Source organism: Paenibacillus sp. LjRoot153, from assembly GCF_964253085.1.
In the GTDB taxonomy this organism is placed as follows: Bacteria; Bacillota; Bacilli; order Paenibacillales; family NBRC-103111; genus Paenibacillus_E.
On sequence record NZ_CAXUQH020000001.1, the window covers coordinates 998,852 to 1,016,808 of the forward strand.

Consider the following 17,957-nt stretch of genomic DNA (forward strand, 5'->3'; position numbering starts at 1 on the left):
TATGAAAAAAGCCTCATCCTTTGAAATCGTTGCAGCACGCTGCTGGAACCTGTTAAATGAGGGAAAACCGTTTACCCCCATCTTCGTTGTCGGCGTTTTCTTACTTTACCATATCGGGATATGGTCAGATCCTAGCTTTTGGAGTGCGGCTGGTTTAGGACTCGTTATAACCATGCCGTTATTTGTCCTCTATTATTGCTTCGATTTCCCGCTATTTTTACGAAATTATTTATGGATGCCATTGATTGCTGCACTTCTCATTTGGGAACGAAATGATTTCTCTTTGTACATACTAGCGCTTGGACTGTTTTACTTCTTTACGATTTATTTCTGGGGCACGTTTTACTACCATTTGCGTATTGGTACGTCATGGTGGAATTTCACACGCTTTTGGAAGCTTGTCTTGAAAAATAGTGACTCGACGAGCGGCAACGCTCAGGAGCAGATGCCTAAGTTTTTGCTGCTCCTGTTCGTATGGAGTCATTATTATCGTCAGTTTGAAGCAGATGGATCTGCTGATGTAGGAACTGGGCTTCTTTTTGCAGGCGGCTTGTTGATTTACGCGTTCATTCTTCATCGGTACTTATTTGACTGGAAGCCGGCAGAAATTCCTACTTATACACGCGACTCAAGCGCTGTACAAGTTGGCGGAGAAGCGCTTAACGAGAAGGTCATCGTTATCGTTGTTGATGGTATGCGCAAGGAACGATTTGAAGAAGCCGATGCCCCATTCATGAAGAAACTAAGAGCAGAAGGTACGGAATACGCTCAAATGGAAACCGTGTATCCAGCGCGAACGGTAGTGTGCTTCTCTTCGATGTTTACAGGTACATATCCGCGCGAGCATGGTATTCGCTCTAATATGGTGTGGAGACTGGGGATTCGGGTTGAGAGTATATTCGACTCGCTGCGCAAAGTAGGGAAAAAAGGGCGTTTGCTGGGAATCGCACACTTAATCGACTCTATGGGAGACGACGTTGAGAGCGTGACGGCTGTCATGCACAACGATGTAGCGGATCGTAATATTATTGAACGAGCCAAGAAAATTATGACGGAACAAAATCCGGATTTACTCGTTGCCCAATTAATAGGGGTTGACCAAACGGGGCACAGTCGTGGGGTCCTCTATGATGATTACACGCAGAAAATTGCCGAAGCGGATCAACTCATTGAAGAGTTCGTCGGCTGGCTCCAAGATCGCGGCATGATGGCGAATACGACACTCATCATCTGTGCTGATCACGGGCAGGCAGACGGCATTGGCGGACATGGTCATCTCGACGAAGGCGAGCGTTATGTGCCTTTCTTCCTGCACGGTCCCACCATTGAAGCGGGCCGCCGCATTGATGAGAAGCATTCACTCGTATCCATGGCACCGACACTGGCTTATTTGCTGGGCGCACCCTTCCCAAGCCATAGTCGCGGACCTGTTCTAACGGAGGCTATCAAGCATCATGACTAAGAAAAAAATTATCGTTTTCATGCCTGCACATAATGAAGAAGAGAACATCAGCGGGGTCATTGCCCGCGTTCCGAGAGATTTCCACCCGCAGTATGAGGTGGAAGTGCTCGTGATCGACGATGGGTCGAAGGACCGCACCGTCCAAGTAGCGCGCGATGCGGGGGCCGACCATATTGTGTCGTTCCCGCACAATCGAGGGCTCGGCGCTGCCGTTCGCGAAGGGCTGATGCAATGCTGCCAGCTCGGCGGCGACATTGGCATTATGATCGATGCGGATAATGAGTATCCGCCAGAACAAATCCCTGACGTCCTTGCGCCCATTATGCTAGGGCGCGCAGACTACACCTTTGGCTCACGCTTCAAAGGCCACATTCAAGGGATGAAGCTGCATCGCCGCTTGGGCAACTATACCTTTACATTGCTGCAGGCGATCTTGCTGCGCAGATGGATTTATGACGGCCAGTCAGGAATGCGCGGATTCTCGCGCGATGCGATGGAGAATGCCGTCATTATCCATGACTATAATTACGCCCAAGTACTCACGATTAATCTGGTTCGTCAGGGCTACCGGTTGGAGGAGATCCCGATCTCGTACCAGGTTCGGACCAAAGGCCAATCCTTCATCAAGTTCAGACAGTATGTAACTTCCGTGCTTCCTGCGATCTACAAAGAAATGAGACGACCGGTCTCGAAGAAGCGCAAAGTCAGCAAAGTCACTCTCCCCATACATCGAGATGAACAAAGCACATGACACGTTATCCGGTGTTATTGGCGCTGTTCGCAGCTTCCGTTATCGCCGGAGTGACCTGCCTTAGTCTGTTGTACGCCAGCCCCTACGTGCGTACATGGGACGAGGTAGACTTTACTCTGGCACTGCATCGGTATGATTTACTCGCCATGCAGCCTCATTTTCCTGGATATCCTTACTTTATTCTTGGTGGTTGGTTTATTAACCAGTGGATGAATAATCCGACAGTAGCCTTATCTATCTTCAATACCTTAGCGGCATTTAGTTCCGCGATTCCTATGTTTTTATTAGCACATCGACTGACGGGCAGCGGTATCAAGAGTCTTTTACTGCCAGCACTCGTATTAAGCAGCCCCTACATTTGGCTAATGTCCTCGCGTCCCATGTCCGAATGCGCTGGTATGGCCATGCTGTGGTGGTTTCTTTGGAGTATCCGTTTTGCGATGGATCGTCCGCATTCCGTGCTTCGTCACGGGCTAGCTCTGCTCATGTTCAGCTTTTTAATGGGTATACGCCTATCTTTCTTTCCCTTTGGTTTAGCTTTAGTTCCTCTCTGGTATTCGTTATGGCGGCAGGAATCGATAGGTTTGAGAAGGTGGCTGCGTTTAGGTGGATCTGCTCTGGCAGCTGGGCTATTTCAGCTGATTTGGGTAGCTGGCTTGGTGCTTTCCGAAGGAAACTTAGTAGGCTTTTGGAAGCTGTCCTTAGCATTCGTAGAAGGACATTTCTCTGAATGGGGTGGAGGTGTGATCTCAACGCCAATGCCGATAGGAGAAAGAATCTTCCAGCTCTTCGGGCATAATTTGCTTGGTTCAGCCCTATTTGGCGGTTCCATACTCATTGGTTTGTATTTCGGATGCATAGTCGTCATGATCTTGGTCGTACGGAGATTCGTTGCGGTTCCAAAGGAACCCAATAAAGAGAACAGACACTATCTCATCTGGTTGGTCGGTTGTGCTGCCTTTTATTCCTTATGGGCGCTAATGGGTCAAAATATTGAAAAACCACGACACATCGTGCCTGTCGTTGCTCCGATCTTACTTATTTTATTTGTTTATATGTTCCAAACGGCAAATGTGATGAAGGCATCCGAACATAGGATACGTCTACTGAGGATAACACCGAAGGTGGTGTCTCTACTCCTTGTTGGCTTCATATCAGTACAAGTCATATACGGCTCTCAGCTATTGAAAAGACAGGCGGTTGAGGAGCCGGCGGTCTATCAGCTGGATGGTTATCTACGCAGCTTACAGGAGCCGCTCATTCTATTTACGTGGGAAGAAACGAGAGTCCTTCAGTATTTGCAGGCTGACTATGAGCATGAACGGATTTATACGTATGGGTATTTTCAATCCTTGGCGGGAGCTGATTTGAATCGTCGAGTATTCCTTACGGATCATGTTGTAAGAGGCTTTGCACAGCAAGGGAAGGGTGTGGAAAAGCACCTAAAGAAGGTTACCGAGTTTACATCGGATCTCTTATTCGATCCCGCATATGGGCAGATCATTTTATATGAGTGGGTTCGCTAGATTGATATGTGAACAAATCATGAAATAGGTGAGAATATTGTGTAAAATAATGGTTGACACCACTACAGCTAATGATTATCATTATCAATGACATTGAGAATCAAATTCATAGCAGAGGTGAAGATATGAAACGATGGCTACTAGCCGGATTGACTTTAGTTCTCGCGGCATTATTCATCTTGCCGACTTCCGCGCTGGCCTATTCTTACGGTGACGCGAATACCGAAGATGTCGCTGAAACCTTTAAATTGGTTCAAGCCAGTATAGGAGATGGAGCGAATGATTGGGGAGCCGCTGAGGGTGCTTATAAAGAAAGAAGAGCAGAGATCGTAGCTCATTTTGGTGAAGAAGTTGGCGCCACTTTGGATGCTAATTTCCAGGCAAAAGACAATAAATTAGTCATTGCTAATTTTAAAGCCGTTCTTGTCATGAACTTGGATCGTCGATTCACGTATGCTGGGCAGGGAATTGATGATTATGCGGGTGCCAAGCTTCTATTGGCCAAAGCCAAGGCAACCTATGATACCCTAGAGCCTTACATCGGATCAGGCAAAACGGAAATTGATAAGTCCTTTGACGCTGCTCTTGATGCATTAGGTAATCCAGGATTGTTTGGCGTAGGGAAGAAGCCAGTGCAGCCTGCTGTATTTAAGGAAAAGGTTGATTTTATCTTTGGTAAGGTAAAACCGCTATTTCCTTATAAAGCTTACAGTGCACCAGCTGCCACAAGTACGCCTACACCTACCGTTAAGCCGGTAGAGACGACAAAGCCAGAGCCCGTTGTGAAGGCGGAAGTTAGCCCTAAGCAAGAACAGCCTGCCACAACGACGGATGCCAAAGCAGTAGAGACGAAGGCGCCAGACACAGCTTCAACAGTTGCTGTTGCGACAAGTTCTCCTGAGCCATCGGCATCGGCAAGTCCAAGTCCAAACCCAACACCGACGACTGAAGCGGCTAAGCCTACTGCAACAGTAGAAGCACCAGCTAAAGCTACGGAGACAGCTAGCACAGCTGTGAAGGCTGAGCCTGTGAAAGAAGCGGTAGCGCATGCACCCATGCAGCGTACAGACAAAACGAATCCATGGGTCAGCGTTGGTGTCATTGGTGGCGTCATCATTGTATTGGGCGGGGCGGTATGGTTCGCTCGCAAAAGAAAGTGGATTTAACCGTTAGGTCAACCCAAAAATTGAGATGAATAGAGGAGAAACTTATCATGCGTAAATTTTTATCTGTAGTCTTAAGTGCTTCAATCGCTCTATCAAGCGTTGTTACTGTAACATCCGTTGCTTTTGCAGAAACCAAATTCCAAATCAAAGAAGATCAAACAATATCAGCAAGACTTCAATCTTTCACAGATATTAAAGCACTTTTCACAGATAAAACAGATCTTGCAAGTGTTAAGAAATCATATGTAGATAAATTCCAAACGGAAGTAAAACGTCTAGATGTAAACATCAAAGCAGATGACCCTAAAATAGATGCGAACATCTTGCTTATTTTGGATGCTGCCATTAAAGGTGACTTGCCAGTTGGTCCAGCGAAAGAAGCAATCGACAAAGGTTTACAATGGTATTTCTTCTTCGCACTTCGTGATTTGATGAGCAATCAAGTACGTCCTGCTTTGACAAAGGGTGACATTGCTGGAGCAACGGCTGCTTTCGATAAAGTCGTTCAAATTTATGAAGGTGCACTACAACCTAACGTTGTAAAACGTGATACGAAGTATAGCTTAAACATGGTACCACTTTTGAAAACGACAATTGAATTGATCCAAAAAGATATCAAAGACAACAACGTAAATGACTTTAACTTCCACCGTCAAATCCTTGACAAAACATTGATCAAAAATTACGCACTTGCAACGTATACATACGCAGAAAACGTTGGATTGGCTGCTCCGGCTGACCAATCAAAAGCGATCACAGAAGGCTACTTCCTCTTCATGCCTGTATACACGTATCTTAAAGGCGGAAGCCCAGCTGACGCTGACTTCGTGAAGAATGCCTTCGCTTCAGGTGATGCTGGCAAAATCAAAAAAGATGAAATCGGTGAAGCACTTCAACGTACAATGATCGGTAAAGTGTCGGAGTACCTTAACCAAGTCCTAGTTAAACAAGAAGCTGGCGAACTACAAGGTGCTCGCGGATATGTTGCTGAAGGTACAATGTTCCTTGCTAGCCAAGAAGTGTTCTTGGGTAAAGAGAAATATGCAGCTGCAAGTGTTGCGGCTACAAAATTAACAGAAGCAGTAGATAAATCCGATGTTGCCGCTACAAAAGAGTCTATTTTTGAAATCGTAAAATTCCTCGTTGACAAAGATGGTTCCAGCTTAAAAGTTGGCGACAAAGGATATCAAGTAAATGGTGCTGCTTTCACAGCTGAGAATGCTCCGTTCGTCAATCAAGAAAGCGGCCGTACGCTAGTACCAGTTCGTCTTATTGCACAAGCAATCAATGCGCAAGTTGAATGGGTTGAAGCTACTCAAACAGTTGTAATCACGAAAGATGGCAAGAAAACAGAAATCACAGCTGGTTCCGATCAAGTTGTTGAGAATGGTAAAGTAAATGAGAAGGTCAAATTGGATCAGCCGGTTCTTCTTCAAAACGGCAGCTCTTTCATCCCATTGCGTGCAGTAGCCGAGTTGTTCAGCTATGGCGTATTCTATCAAAACGGTGACATCATTATTCTTCGTTAATCATTTCGTTAATATGGGAGACACTTGTGCTGCTTGAGCGCAAGTGTCTTTCAATGTTCAGATGCAAGGTAGAGACAGGAGGCAGATCATGGATTTACAGGCATTTCTCATTACGTTTCGCGAAGCGCTTGAAGCCATTCTCATTGTAGGTGTCATCCTTACATATTTAACGCGTATTGATGCGATTCACTGGCATAAATGGGTATGGGTGGGCGTGTTCTTCGCTTTAATCGTTAGTTATGGTTTAGCCCTTGCTTTCCAAGTGCTTTTAACTGGATTTGCTAGTATGGGCAGCCAGAATTATATGAAGATCGGGATCATGCTCATCTCTTCCGGTTTATTGACACATATGATTATGTTCATGGGCAAGCAAAGTAGTGAGATGCAAGGCAAGGTTCAGAGCAAGGTTGCTCATATTTTGACCATTGGCGGCGCCATTAATATGGTTGTTCATTCCTTTCTGGTTGTTGTGCGCGAAGGGGTGGAGACGGTATTCTTTTTCGCTGCTATTACGGGTGGCGACATTCAGAAAGCTCTTGAAAGCTGGGGTGCCTTAATCGGTCTTGTGCTAGCCGCAGTGGTGGGACTTCTCTTTTTCAAAGGGACAAAGAGGATTCGTTTGAGTACTTTCTTCCGCATTACCGCTGTCTTCCTCATGATGATTTCTGCGGGGCTGTTTGTTCAAGCCATTGGCATCATGCAGGATTTAGGAATTATCGGAAGTTTATATCGAACAGCAGGTCACCAGATTGGTGAAATTTACAATATTACAGCATTTATGCCGGAGCATCCCATCGATGGTGTACAATATCTTCGTGATTATGGGAAAGAGCCGCTGATTAACGGTCAAGTAGGTATTTTCTTTAAAGCCTTTCTGGGGTATACACAGAATCCTTCGCTGGAAGAATTCGTTGGCTACTGGGGATATTATTTCTTGATATTCATCCTTTTGGCCGTTCAGAAGAAACGTCAGCAACAGGAGCAGATCCACGAAGATAAAGTGGCTGCTTAACAGATGAGGAAGAGACTTTGGATGAATGATCAACATAAGGAGCGCGGATAATGATGAAGATAGGAATTGTTGGATATGGCCATGTAGGCAAAGCGATTCATGCCTTATTTCCCAAGGCTGCTGTATATGATGGACCTCTTCAGATTGGCAGCCAAGATGAAGTGAACGCATGTGATATGGCATTCGTCTGTGTTCCGACACCTTCGCTTCCAAGCGGCAAATGCGATACGTCCATAGTGGAAGAAGTCATGTTATGGTTGACAGCCAAAGTGATTGTCATTCGTTCTACCATTCCCGTAGGCTTCACGGATGCTATGAAGGAGCGGACCGGGAAAAGAATCGTGTTCCAGCCAGAATATTATGGGGAAACGGTGGATCACCATTTTGCGGACCTGCGTCACCGCACGTGGCTCACTCTGGGCGGTGCATCTGCAGATGCAAGCCTTGTGGTCCGTGCTTATCAGCAGGTGTATAACGCTGAAGTGAGGATTAGGCTGACGGATGCCCGTACAGCAGAAATGGCGAAGTACATGGAGAATTGTTTCCTGGCGCTGAAGGTATCGTTTTGTAATGAATTCTACGATATCGCAGGCGCTCACGGCATTGATTACAATGAACTGCGTGAAGTGTGGCTGGAGGACCCTCGAATCGGGCGAAGTCATACGTTCGTCTATGAGGATAACCGTGGCTATGGGGGCAAATGTCTGCCAAAGGATGTTCACGCACTCATCAGCATGGCGGAGGAGAAGGACGTGAACGTCGATTTAATGAGATCGGTCCAACAGAAAAATAGTCGACTTCGGGATTTGACGGAGTAGGGAAATGAAGGGGGATCTCATCTCATGAATATCCAAGCATACCTGAATGAAACTCGTAAAATTATTGGTGTGGGACCGAATTTCAAAGCTTTTCGCGCTCAAAAAGGGATCACCCATGAGGAGGACCCCTTCCTTTTTATTAAATCACCGCAAAGCTTAACGGTAGAGACGGATATTTATTTGCCACCGCAGCTCACGGAATTCATCTGTGAGGTGGAGATGGCCGTTATTATCGGTCAAGAAGCCAGAAACATTGCAGAAGAGGATGTACCGTCCATTGTTGCAGGCTATGCAATTGCCAACGACATTACGGCGAGTGCGCATTTTGATACAGGAAGATTTAAGATGTTTGATCAGATGACCCCGATAGGACCCCTGGTGTCGGTTGTTGATCCCCGTCAGGTGGATATTGAAATGTGGGTGAATGGTGATCTCATACAGAAAGATAATACAGCGAATCTGTTATTCTCTTCGAACTGGTTGATCTCACATATTTCACGCATGACAACGTTATGTAAGGGGGATATCATCTTAACAGGGACACCGTCAAATCCTTTAACTTGTCAGATTGGCGATGTCATTGAGATGAAGAGTCCACAGCTCGGCAACCATCAATTTACGATTCACAAGGAACTATGAGCCCATCATAGTTCCTTTTTTTGTGGAAAAAGCGAACACTTTGACAGCCATTTGCAATTGAAAACGAATGTCGGGATCCTTTAAATCAACACCCAATATGGTTTGAACCTTTTCTAGCCGATAGACAATGGAGTTGTAATGGCAGAAGGAAGCTTTCGCTGTTTCCTTAATGTTTCCTCCGAATTGCAAGTAAGTAATTAACGTATCAACGAGCTTGGCGTTATTCTCTTTATCGAATGCGTACAGGGGCTGAATGTATTGAAACAGCTGCTTTTTGATGGACTCTTGATCAGATAGTACATGAACAATCGGATACATGCCGAGTTGCTCGTAGTAGCACAGGGTTTCAACAGGTTGAATGAAATCCCAGAGCTCTAGCGCGGTTAGGGTTTCCTTATACCCCTCGTGTATATCGGAAATACTTTTCACGCTGCTGATGCCAAGACGGATCTGTGGTTGTTTCAAGCATTTGTGGAGCTCCGCTTGGAGCTTTACATAGACATTTTTTTGGTTAGCCAGCGGCTTCGGGATAAGAAATACCCATTCATTCCCCATGGAAAGCAAGATGATGCCTTGAAGGATGCAATAAGCTTTGACATTCATAAGCTCTCTTGATGAAAAAGGCGGGAGCGGCGAGGTAAGACAAACGTTATAGCTCGTTTGCAGCTGAAGTCCGCAAGAGGCTGCCTGCAGCGCTATGGCCTGTGGATCGGTGATCTCACCGAGAATCCAGGTTTTGAGAAAAAGATCTTTCTGATTATCCTCTAAGCTTCGTAAAGAATGCTGTTTACTCAGGTGCAGGGTTAGCAAGTTGACTGTGTGCTGTAACAGGAGCTGCAGCGGCTCCCATTCCCCGTGGTCGCATCCCCAACAGACAAAGTAGGCCATCGTTTCATTGTTTTTCTCAATCGGCAGATAGATTTTGGTTGTGTCATCGCCGAGCCAATAAGAAGGAAGAGCTGAGGTAGACAAATGCGATGCAACAGGCTGAAGGTGCCTGGCATCAGGCCATTCCTTCTTGAATGTTGGATCGGTGCTATACATGTCAGATTCATAGGTAATTAAAGCAGCTTGCAAACCGGTGCATTTAGAAAACGTTTCAAGAAAGGTTTTGCTATTTTCCCCCATAATTAGCGTGCTGGTTAGTAGTTGAATTTTATGATGCTGCTCCATGAGCCAATTTGTTTTCTGATTGAGAATTTCCTCGAGTACTTCCGATATGGTTTGGGAATAGCCAATTTGAAATGCAAGCTCCAAGATGGGCAGTTCATATTGGTTTGAAAGTGCGACCATTTCCTCTGGAACGGTTTCGAGATACCGCTTGGTTTTGATGCCTATTGCAGCTATTCCTGTTGCAGCAAGTTTGGGAATTAGCTCATTCTGGGCATTGGGGTTGTCTTTAATCGAGTAGGCAGTTGTGAGGAGGAGATCGCCATGCCTTACCCAATTAAAGACATCCGGCACTTCCATCACATTCACGTTCGTAATTCGGCGGTTTAAACCGTTGGCTCCGCTAATAATGGGGTCTTTTCCGAATAAAAAGGGTTTATGAGCGATTAATTCATTCACACTGATTCCATTCATGGGAATAACCTCCTCATTGTTTTATGTTAATAAACCTAACATAAAATGAAGGTGGAGGAAAGAGAAGATTTAGTAGGAATTACTAAAAAAACATACATATATAGAGGGGAAACAGAGGGAATCGTTCAATAGTACCATAGTGAGTGCAGATCCATTGTGAAATGTTCACAATGGGATCATGGTAGATTTGTGAAGCAACTCTAATGTAAATCAAGATGTTATGAGATATAATCTAACATATAAAGACAATATACATTACGGGGAGCTGGGGAAATGAAACATGTTAAATGGATGAGTAAGGGTTTGGTTATCGCATCGCTTTTGTTAGTTACGGCTTGTGGAACTAAGGCAACGACAACAGGTTCATCTGCAAAGCCTACCGATCAATCAGCAGCTTCACCGACACCAGCAGTGGCAGCAACAAGCGCTCCAGCAACATCGCAAACGGTTCAACAAATTAAAAAGAATGGCAAACTTGTCATTGGAACAAGCGGGAATTTCCGTCCTATGACCTTCATGAATGAACAAAGTCAGATTACTGGTCTAGATATTGATATCGGGACGATGATAGCAGAGAAGCTAGGCGTCAAGGTGGAGTTCGTGCCAGGAAATATTGCAGGCTTAATTCCAGGTCTCGTAGCAGGGAAATTCGATCTCGTGATGTCAGCCCTTTCCGAAACGGATGAGAGAAAGAAAAGTATTGATTTCTCTATTCCTTATGGCAAAGACGGCACGGTAGCAGTGACTTTGAAGGATAGTTCGAAAGTAGAGGACGTAACGAAGCTAAGCGGTCTGATTACGGGGGTCATTGGCGGATCGGCGACACATACCGTCATTAAGGAATTCGGAGGCTTCAAAGAGCTGAAGGAATACCCAGGGAATGCAGAAGCATTTACAGACTTGAAAGCAGGTCGAATTGATCTCTATGCCGTTGGTAACATTGCAGCGAATGATTACATCAAGAATGATAAGAGTGATAAACCACTTAAATTAGTTGGTAAAGTAGCTGCAGTGAAAAATATGGGTGTAGGTATGCGTAAAAATGAACCGGAATTAAAAGCAATCATTGATAGTCTTATAGACGAGAAAATGAAGGATGGAACCATCGATAAGCTGGCAACCAAATGGGTAGGGGCACCTCTTCCGAAGTAATCCAAAAATAAGCAGAAAATGAGTGATTGGCATGGACTGGGAAATTGTATCCAATTATATGCCCCTCTATCTTGAGGGGGCGCTGACGACTTTCAAAATCTCCATACTAGCCATCTTGTGCGCAACAATACTTGGCTACTTTATTGCTCTGATGAGACTTTCCAGTATCAGTGTGGTTCGCGGTATTGCCTTCGTGTATGTATGGGTGTTTCGAGGAACTCCGTTAATGCTGACTTTGTTCTGGCTGTACTATGCAACACCATTCGGTCTCAAGCTTCCTGCGTTTATCGCAGGGCTTGCGGCCATGTCGATCAATTCCGCTTCCTTTAAGTCGGAAATCATTCGAGCAGGCATCATGTCCGTGGATCGAGGTCAATTGGAGGCAGCGGATTCGATTGGGATGAACCCTTTTCAGAAGATGATTCGCATCACCATTCCGCAGGCAATTAGACTGTTAACGCCGCCGTACATTAATAACTGTGTCATTATGCTGAAAGAGTCAGCCATCGTATCCATTGTTACCGTGCCGGATTTAATGCTTGGCGCACAACGTGCTTATAACAGTACATACAGCGTGATTGAAACGCTGGGTGTGGCAGGGGTTATTTACTTAACCATGACAAGCTCGATCATGCTGTTGCAATTCTTCATCGAAAAGAAGCTGCGCATTGCTAAGAGGTAGGAGGCATGAGATATGATTCATATTCGTGGACTAAATAAACAGTTTCAGTCGAAAAAGGTACTGGATCAAATCAATCTCGAAATTCGAGAGGGTGAGGTAGTCTCTATTATCGGGCCGAGCGGTGCGGGGAAAAGCACTTTGCTCCGCTGCATGAATCTGCTGGAGGTGCCAACCTCAGGGGAGATTTACGTAGATACGCGCAAAGCGGAATATAAGACGAACGCCCGCGGTCGCTTAACGCTGCAATCGTATATGAAATTGACCTGGCTTCGTTCTGAAGTCAGTATGGTTTTTCAGCAATTTAATTTGTGGCCGAACAAAACTGTGCTTGATAACGTAACCGAAGGTCCGCGTATTGTAAAGAAGGTTCCGCGTAAGGAAGCAGAAGCGAAAGCGATCAAACTGCTGGAGAAGGTTGGTTTGCAAGAGAAAATTAATGAGTATCCCGCTAATTTATCAGGTGGACAACAGCAGCGTGTGGCGATAGCAAGAGCTCTGGCCATGGAACCGAAGGTTATTTTGTTCGACGAACCGACGTCTGCACTAGACCCTGAATTGGTCCATGAGGTGCTCGATATTATGGTTAAGCTGGCCAAAGAAGGCATGACGATGGTTGTTGTCACACATGAGATGAACTTTGCTCGTAACGTATCTGATCGCGTTCTTTTTATGGAGGATGGTCAAATTACGATGAGCGGGAAACCAGATGAAGTCTTCCATATGAAAAATGCACGGATGAATCAATTCATGCGCAAGATCACCCATGAGGTCGAACTGAGAGGAGTTAACTAGGATGAAGATTGCCAGCAGCCAGTTTCGGGCCAAAAAGTTAAGATCAATGAAGGACTTTGAGGATCATGTTCGTTGGCACGTTGAATCAGCCGTAGCACAAGGAGCGGAGCTGCTCTTATTGCCGGAATTCTTTGCGATCGAGCTGCTCACGCTGCACCATTTTGAAATTAAAAGTACGGAAGATGTCACGAAAATATTCGAATGGTTTGGCAAAGAGTACACAGCTGCGATCAAGCAATTATGTGCCAATTTTGCTAAAGAGTATCAAATTACACTCGCTGCTGGGACGCATTTCGCCTACCAACCAGAACGCAAATGCTATTACAATACCGCTTATGTCTTCACGGCTAGCGGTGCTGTATTCGAACAGAACAAGATCCATCCTTCCTATGAAATGGTGTATAACAAAGAATTGACCACGCCTGGCGACAAGCTGGATGTTTTCGAAATAAATGGTGTGACCTATGGCATCTCCATCTGCTATGATAACTCTTTTCCAGAAGTAGCGCGTATCCTTAGTCAAATGGGCGCAGATATTATCCTCGCGCCAACCTGTTGTCTCGATGAGTGGGGGCAAAGCCGCAATATCCTGTTCGCTCAGGCAAGAGCTTCGGAGAATCAGGTGTACGTCGTGAACAGTCACATGATTGGATCGATTCCGTTCCCAACGCATATTCCTTACGGATTTACATTCACGGGTAAAAGCGGCATCTATTCACCGATTCAACCGATGATTGGCACGCCAAATGCGATTGTCAGCCAAGGGGAAGCGAATGTGGAAATGGTCGTCGTTGGGGATATTAATTTGGACTACCTGAAGTTCATTCGCGAAAATGGACATAATCGGAACCGCACCGATATGCGGCCTTCTTTCTATCAACAATATGCCTTTCAAACAACCTGAATGAGAAAGTAGATGGCGAATGTGGACATTCTAGCAACCATGCTTCTGATGGGGATGATCTTAGGGTTTGCCGGGACGGGGGGATCTGGCTTTATAATCGGGATTCTCCTGGCGGTATTCCATATCCCAGTTCATACGGCGCTTGGCACTTCGATTGCAGCGATGGTATTTACAACCTTATCCGGTTCAATCAGTCATTTCCGAGAAGGGAATGCAAGGCTTCGCTCAGGCCTCATTATTGGGGCCTTCGGAGCGGGTGGTGCGTATGCCGGAACCTTCGTGGCTCGCATGATTGCAGCCGATCAGCTGATCTGGCTGACCAGTGGTATGCTGTTCGTCTCAGGGCTCCTCATCTGGCTTCGGACAAGCAAAGTGTTCGCTGCGAAGGAGCGAGTGCTTGCTGAGGAATATGATGAGGTAAAGAAGTTGAGGTTCTGGGTGTTAGCCGGACTGACGGGGCTCGTTACGGGTTCGCTGTCTGGTGTATTCGGAATTGGATCTACCCCATTTATTCAACTGGCGTTGCTCATTTTATTCGGCTTTCCACTGCGACAGGCGGTAGGAACGACAATGGTCGTTATTCTACCGATCGCTTTGTTCGGTTCGATAGGGTTTTTCCAGGCCGGATACTTGGATTTTGTATTACTCGCTCAAGTCGTTGCAGGGACGATGATCGGCTCGTATATTGGGGCTAAATTTACGAAGAGAGCTCCGAAGCTGCTTCTTCGCTCTGCGATGATCATGACACCGATAGCGGGATCGTTATTGATGCTAGTGAAAACATAAGTACGAAGACTTCATTCGTTAGAAACTGTTGTGTTGGCTAGGAGGAACCGAAGTTGATCATAGGGGATTTTCGCAAGTGGCCAGAGGAAAAGTGGTTATGCTCAGAGCGGCTTGCGCAGCATTTGGACTACCTCTATACATGTTCATTCGATAAAATCGAGGATGGGGTATATCCTGTGGGAGAAGACGGGACCTATCTAGTTGTGAAAACGACCGCAACGATTCCCTTCTCGGAGGCATTGCCAGAGCGGCATCAGCGATATATGGATATTCACTATATCCTTGCCGGATCTGAGACCATTGGGGTTGCTCGAGATTGCGAGAAGAATCAACCGGTTGAGGTGAGTCCGGCCATTGATGATCATACCTTTTTTAATGCTGTAGAACATGAAATGGTATTGACGCTATATCCAGGGCAGTATGCGATCTTTCTGCCTTTGGATGTGCATAGACCTTGGTGCAAGAGTAACGAGGCGGATTATGTCAGGAAGGCGTTGCTAAAGGTACCTATTTTTGTGATATAAACAATAGTACGGAAAATAGAAAAGCCAAGCCCAGTAAATCAGATTGTTGATTTACTGGGCTTTTTCTATAGAAATGTATAGAAAACTTTCAGAGATTAATCACGATTCCCGTTTACGATAAACTCTCTCGGGGCGACCAACGACACCATAGGTCAGATCGGCGAATACTTCACCCGAGGAGACCAAATGCTCCAAATACCGGCGTCCTGTTGATCGACTAACGCCAATTTCTTTGGCGATTTGATCCGCGGACATGCCGTTTGCCGCGGCAGAAATCGCTTGTACGATTTTGATTAGCGTTAATTTGTCGATGCCCTTAGGGAGATAGGAAATCTCATGGCGGGAATCTTTCTTCCCTGTTACCGAAATGAGGCGATCGACATCGCTTTGATTAATAGAACCACTGAGATTTAATCGATTCAGCTCACGATGAAAATCCAGATAACGCAGGAGCGTTTCCTGCAACCGATTGAAAATAAGCGGTTTCATAATATAATCGAATGCTCCGCTTCGGACGGCTTCCCGTATAGCCTCGGCTTCTTTGGCAGCTGTGATCATAATGACGTCAGTATCTCGGAAATGTTGACGAATATAAGAGAGCATGTCCAATCCATTGGAGCCAGGAATATAAATATCCAGCAGAACTAAATTTGGCCGCAAAATGTCTAGCTGTTCTTTGGCTTGAGCATCGTCTGTAGCGATTCCGACAACGTGAAAACCGTCTACTTTTTCAATAAACCTTCGATTGATCTCGGCGATTTTCACATCGTCTTCGATGATTAAAACTTCAATTGTCGGTTGTTGGTGTTCCATCATCAGAGGTTGAACTCCTTTCTGTGGACATCGGATGTTTCGGTATAGCGACGGTGAAAAGTGTGCCGAACTCTGGATTTTTATGAAAAGTGATATACCCGTTAAGCTTATGTACTGCGTGCTGGACTAAGGCTAACCCGATGCCGCGATGTTCACCTGCTTTGGTTGAGAATCCTTTCTCAAATACGGCGTTACCTAATTCGTCAGGAATACCCACGCCGCAGTCTTCGCATTCGATAATCAAATCCGCGCCAAGATCGGTTAAAAATAATTTTACAAACGGCGTTCGCTGTACCTCAACTGCCAGAACCGCTTCCATGGCATTGTCAATCAGGTTGCCGATGATGGTGACGAGTAAATTTCGATCAATTTCCGCAGGGATATCTCGAAATGAGCTTTCGCGATCAATTTCAAAAGTTAGCTTCAGCTCCTGCGCATGATTGAATTTGCCAATCAACAGCCCCCCGATCATGGGATCTGGAATTTCGGTCATGATGAACTGCACCAAGTTCTGGTGCACGTCTGTTTCCTTGGAGATGAGATCGACAGCTTCTTGATACGATTCCAGCTGGATGAGCCCAGAGATTACATACAGCTTGTTGGAGAACTCATGCGTCTGAGCACGCAGCGCATCAGCGAAGCGTTTCACCTGAGACAGCTCCTCGGCCAACCGGTAGAGCTCGGATTTACTTCGAAAACTTGAAACGGCGCCAGTGACACCGTGTTTCCGGCTCACAATCGGCACACGATTGACGATGACATCATGATCGCCGATAAGCATTTCATGGTCAAACTCGGCTTCGCCCGTACGTACTACTTCATGCAATCGAGTGTTCGGGATTACATCTTCAATGTGTCTGCCCGTGATTCTAGCACTGAGGGGCAGCTGCATAAGCTGCAAAGCATAACGATTTGCCATCGTGATGATGCCATCTCGGTTTACCGCGATAATTCCCTCACGGATTGTTTGCAGAATGGCCTGTTTCTCGGTGTACAGATCACCTATTTCCTTAGGCTCAAGTCCATGTATGGAGCTTCGGACGTTACGTGCGATAAGGACGGAACCGATCAGGCCAACGACAAGGACGATGAGGGAAATTAGCTCGATTCGCGATTGATAAGCGTAGGTAATCGAATTGATATCTTTCGTAAGAAATCCGACGGACACAATGCCGATGACATTGCCTTGATCATCAAATAGGGGCGCTTTGCCGCGAAGTGAAGGGCCGAGTGAGCCGATGGCCTTAGAGATGATCGATTGTCCTGCAAGAACAGGACCGTTGTCCCCGCCGACCATTTCTTTTCCAATGCGTTCAGGGAGCGGGTGTGAATAGCGAATGCCTTCGCGGTTCCCTACAACGATATACTCAGCATCGATTTGATCTCTGACCTTCTCGACGAGAGGCTGGATGATCTTGGACGGATCCGAAGTTTGAAAAGCCATACGAATATCAGACATATTAGCAACGGTTTCAGCCACCTTTAAGGCCCGAGTTCCGATTTGATCCTCTAGTGCTGTGGTCATCATGTAATAAAATATACTGCCTAAACTGATGATGACGATGGAAAGGAATGAACAAATAATGAGGATAAGCTTGGTCTGAAGCCTCATTTTTCACGTAGGCCTCCCGTTTTGTTTTTTAGAAGAATGTATGTGTTTGGTATTGTAACATAAAGCTTTCTCATTTTGATGGTAATAGAGTCTCCAGATCCGTGAACAATATGAACAAAATGGTCAAAACGCTGTTATTACAACTAATCGCCATAAACTTCCCAATAGGCACAAGGGGGTGTTATTCTGAAAACGCTTTAAAGAA

Annotated in this window: 17 protein-coding genes; 14 read left to right on the plus strand and 3 right to left on the minus strand. The window is 45.7% G+C overall.

The annotated features are described in order from the left end of the window. The first annotated feature begins 1 nt into the window (after position 1). From ACSQ8P_RS04560 to ACSQ8P_RS04595, 8 genes are all read left to right on the plus strand, one after another. Positions 2-1,462 (plus strand): alkaline phosphatase family protein, encoded by a 1,461-nt coding sequence (locus ACSQ8P_RS04560; protein ID WP_436234084.1) that lies wholly within the window; start codon positions 2-4, stop codon positions 1,460-1,462. Further along, positions 1,455-2,213, plus strand: a complete 759-nt coding sequence (locus ACSQ8P_RS04565) for a glycosyltransferase family 2 protein (protein WP_436234085.1) — start codon at positions 1,455-1,457, stop codon at positions 2,211-2,213. Before ACSQ8P_RS04560 ends, ACSQ8P_RS04565 begins: the two co-directional genes overlap by 8 nt. Continuing rightward, complete coding sequence (locus tag ACSQ8P_RS04570) at positions 2,210-3,739, plus strand: nucleoporin-interacting protein (RefSeq protein ID WP_436234086.1); 1,530 nt, start codon at positions 2,210-2,212, stop codon at positions 3,737-3,739. The genes ACSQ8P_RS04565 and ACSQ8P_RS04570 overlap by 4 nt, the downstream gene beginning before the upstream one ends. A 71-nt stretch (positions 3,740-3,810) precedes the next feature. Beyond that, a complete protein-coding gene (locus tag ACSQ8P_RS04575) occupies positions 3,811-4,905 on the plus strand; it encodes a hypothetical protein (protein ID WP_436234087.1) in 1,095 nt (364 codons plus the stop codon). Positions 4,906-4,952: 47 nt separating this feature from the next. Continuing rightward, positions 4,953-6,434 carry a copper amine oxidase N-terminal domain-containing protein gene (locus ACSQ8P_RS04580; protein ID WP_436234088.1) on the plus strand — a complete coding sequence of 494 codons (1,482 nt, stop codon included), beginning with the start codon at positions 4,953-4,955 and terminating at the stop codon, positions 6,432-6,434. Positions 6,435-6,522: 88 nt separating this feature from the next. Then, on the plus strand, positions 6,523-7,446 hold the full coding sequence (locus tag ACSQ8P_RS04585) for an FTR1 family iron permease (protein WP_436234089.1): 924 nt from the start codon (positions 6,523-6,525) through the stop codon (positions 7,444-7,446). 50 nt (positions 7,447-7,496) lie between these two features. Beyond that, a complete protein-coding gene (locus ACSQ8P_RS04590; protein WP_436234090.1) occupies positions 7,497-8,264 on the plus strand; it encodes a hypothetical protein in 768 nt (255 codons plus the stop codon). A 24-nt stretch (positions 8,265-8,288) separates the two neighbouring features. Beyond that, a complete protein-coding gene (locus ACSQ8P_RS04595) occupies positions 8,289-8,903 on the plus strand; it encodes a fumarylacetoacetate hydrolase family protein (protein ID WP_436234091.1) in 615 nt (204 codons plus the stop codon). Here ACSQ8P_RS04595 and ACSQ8P_RS04600 read toward each other — a convergent pair. Further along, positions 8,898-10,487 (minus strand): PucR family transcriptional regulator, encoded by a 1,590-nt coding sequence (locus ACSQ8P_RS04600; RefSeq protein WP_436234092.1) that lies wholly within the window; start codon positions 10,485-10,487, stop codon positions 8,898-8,900. The two genes, ACSQ8P_RS04595 and ACSQ8P_RS04600, sit on opposite strands and share 6 nt — an antisense overlap. A gap of 273 nt (positions 10,488-10,760) precedes the next feature. Here ACSQ8P_RS04600 and ACSQ8P_RS04605 point away from each other — a divergent pair, with 273 nt between their 5' ends. From ACSQ8P_RS04605 to ACSQ8P_RS04630, 6 genes are read left to right on the plus strand one after another with little or no spacing between them, the layout of a single operon-like run. Continuing rightward, entirely contained in the window at positions 10,761-11,639 is an 879-nt protein-coding gene (locus tag ACSQ8P_RS04605) for a transporter substrate-binding domain-containing protein (RefSeq protein WP_436234093.1), read from the plus strand. 31 nt (positions 11,640-11,670) lie between these two features. Then, positions 11,671-12,321, plus strand: coding sequence for an amino acid ABC transporter permease (locus ACSQ8P_RS04610; RefSeq protein WP_436234094.1), 651 nt, complete (start codon positions 11,671-11,673; stop codon positions 12,319-12,321). 12 nt (positions 12,322-12,333) lie between these two features. After that, complete coding sequence (locus tag ACSQ8P_RS04615) at positions 12,334-13,113, plus strand: amino acid ABC transporter ATP-binding protein (protein ID WP_436234095.1); 780 nt, start codon at positions 12,334-12,336, stop codon at positions 13,111-13,113. 1 nt (position 13,114) lies between these two features. Continuing rightward, positions 13,115-14,017 carry a nitrilase-related carbon-nitrogen hydrolase gene (locus ACSQ8P_RS04620; RefSeq protein ID WP_436234096.1) on the plus strand — a complete coding sequence of 301 codons (903 nt, stop codon included), beginning with the start codon at positions 13,115-13,117 and terminating at the stop codon, positions 14,015-14,017. A 12-nt stretch (positions 14,018-14,029) separates the two neighbouring features. Then, the gene (locus tag ACSQ8P_RS04625) at positions 14,030-14,803 is read left to right on the plus strand and encodes a sulfite exporter TauE/SafE family protein (RefSeq protein WP_436234097.1); all 774 of its coding nucleotides are present in this window, start codon (positions 14,030-14,032) and stop codon (positions 14,801-14,803) included. Positions 14,804-14,856: 53 nt separating this feature from the next. Further along, the gene (locus ACSQ8P_RS04630; RefSeq protein ID WP_436234098.1) at positions 14,857-15,327 is read left to right on the plus strand and encodes a YhcH/YjgK/YiaL family protein; all 471 of its coding nucleotides are present in this window, start codon (positions 14,857-14,859) and stop codon (positions 15,325-15,327) included. A gap of 99 nt (positions 15,328-15,426) precedes the next feature. Here ACSQ8P_RS04630 and ACSQ8P_RS04635 read toward each other — a convergent pair whose 3' ends face one another. Both ACSQ8P_RS04635 and ACSQ8P_RS04640 read right to left on the minus strand, forming a co-directional pair. Next, complete coding sequence (locus ACSQ8P_RS04635; RefSeq protein ID WP_436234099.1) at positions 15,427-16,143, minus strand: response regulator; 717 nt, start codon at positions 16,141-16,143, stop codon at positions 15,427-15,429. After that, on the minus strand, positions 16,115-17,752 hold the full coding sequence (locus ACSQ8P_RS04640) for an ATP-binding protein (RefSeq protein WP_436234100.1): 1,638 nt from the start codon (positions 17,750-17,752) through the stop codon (positions 16,115-16,117). The genes ACSQ8P_RS04635 and ACSQ8P_RS04640 overlap by 29 nt, the downstream gene beginning before the upstream one ends. Positions 17,753-17,957 lie beyond the last annotated feature (205 nt).

Excerpts from the sequence above, each read along its gene's own strand:
- ACSQ8P_RS04560 (WP_436234084.1), top strand. The coding sequence starts at position 2 with ATGAAAAAAGCCTCATCCTTTGAAATCGTTGCAGCACGCTGCTGGAAC.
- ACSQ8P_RS04565 (WP_436234085.1), top strand. The coding sequence starts at position 1,455 with ATGACTAAGAAAAAAATTATCGTTTTCATGCCTGCACATAATGAAGAA.
- ACSQ8P_RS04570 (WP_436234086.1), top strand. The coding sequence starts at position 2,210 with ATGACACGTTATCCGGTGTTATTGGCGCTGTTCGCAGCTTCCGTTATC.
- ACSQ8P_RS04575 (WP_436234087.1), top strand. The coding sequence starts at position 3,811 with ATGATTATCATTATCAATGACATTGAGAATCAAATTCATAGCAGAGGT.
- ACSQ8P_RS04580 (WP_436234088.1), top strand. The coding sequence starts at position 4,953 with ATGCGTAAATTTTTATCTGTAGTCTTAAGTGCTTCAATCGCTCTATCA.
- ACSQ8P_RS04585 (WP_436234089.1), top strand. The coding sequence starts at position 6,523 with ATGGATTTACAGGCATTTCTCATTACGTTTCGCGAAGCGCTTGAAGCC.
- ACSQ8P_RS04590 (WP_436234090.1), top strand. The coding sequence starts at position 7,497 with ATGATGAAGATAGGAATTGTTGGATATGGCCATGTAGGCAAAGCGATT.
- ACSQ8P_RS04595 (WP_436234091.1), top strand. The coding sequence starts at position 8,289 with ATGAATATCCAAGCATACCTGAATGAAACTCGTAAAATTATTGGTGTG.
- ACSQ8P_RS04600 (WP_436234092.1), bottom strand. The coding sequence starts at position 10,487 with ATGAATGGAATCAGTGTGAATGAATTAATCGCTCATAAACCCTTTTTA.
- ACSQ8P_RS04605 (WP_436234093.1), top strand. The coding sequence starts at position 10,761 with ATGAAACATGTTAAATGGATGAGTAAGGGTTTGGTTATCGCATCGCTT.
- ACSQ8P_RS04610 (WP_436234094.1), top strand. The coding sequence starts at position 11,671 with ATGGACTGGGAAATTGTATCCAATTATATGCCCCTCTATCTTGAGGGG.
- ACSQ8P_RS04615 (WP_436234095.1), top strand. The coding sequence starts at position 12,334 with ATGATTCATATTCGTGGACTAAATAAACAGTTTCAGTCGAAAAAGGTA.
- ACSQ8P_RS04620 (WP_436234096.1), top strand. The coding sequence starts at position 13,115 with ATGAAGATTGCCAGCAGCCAGTTTCGGGCCAAAAAGTTAAGATCAATG.
- ACSQ8P_RS04625 (WP_436234097.1), top strand. The coding sequence starts at position 14,030 with ATGGCGAATGTGGACATTCTAGCAACCATGCTTCTGATGGGGATGATC.
- ACSQ8P_RS04635 (WP_436234099.1), bottom strand. The coding sequence starts at position 16,143 with ATGATGGAACACCAACAACCGACAATTGAAGTTTTAATCATCGAAGAC.
- ACSQ8P_RS04640 (WP_436234100.1), bottom strand. The coding sequence starts at position 17,752 with ATGAGGCTTCAGACCAAGCTTATCCTCATTATTTGTTCATTCCTTTCC.